The following is a 614-nucleotide window of genomic DNA, read 5'->3' on the forward strand; positions in this document are numbered from 1 at the left end:
GTGAAGTCATTCTGAGTGGCGGAATAATAAAAAAGAAGGAACAGAACAGTGAACAAGATATACAAACTTAAATACGACCGCCGCCGCAACCAGCTTGTGGCGGTGAGTGAACTGACCACGGGCGCCGGCAAGGAAGCCACCGGCAGTGTTGCCGGACTGTGCGGACTGCAGGGTGTCAGCACCTTCCGCAGACTCATGGGGACCCTGACACCGCTGGCCGTGCTGACGGGACTGGTAATCGGCATGCTGCCGGGACTGGCGCTGGCAAACCCGGACCTGCCTGTGGGTGGGCAGGTGGTGGCCGGCCAGGGGAGTATCAGTACCAGTGGCAACCAGATGACCATTCACCAGAGCACGCACGGGCTGGTGACCAGGTGGAACAGTTTTGATATCGGGCAGAACCATACGGTGCAGTTCGTGCAGCCGGACAGCAGCGCGGTGGCGCTGAACCGTGTGACCGGCGGGCATGAGTCGCAGATACTGGGTACGCTGACGGCGAACGGCCAGGTGATGCTGGTCAACCCGGCGGGGGTGATGTTCGGTAAGGGCGCCAGGGTGAACACGGCGGGGCTGCTGGCGTCGACGAAGAACATCAGCACGGAAGACTTTATGGC

Annotated in this window: 1 protein-coding gene; it reads left to right on the forward strand. The window is 60.9% G+C overall.

What is annotated here, in order from left to right:
- Positions 1-48 precede the first annotated feature (48 nt).
- A partial coding sequence (locus tag HV477_RS27970; RefSeq protein ID WP_175065757.1) for a filamentous hemagglutinin N-terminal domain-containing protein occupies positions 49-614 on the forward strand: 566 nt, incomplete at its 3' end.

The sequence above is a fragment of the Salmonella sp. SG203 genome (assembly GCF_013350575.1).
Lineage (GTDB): Bacteria > Pseudomonadota > Gammaproteobacteria > Enterobacterales > Enterobacteriaceae > Salmonella > Salmonella enterica.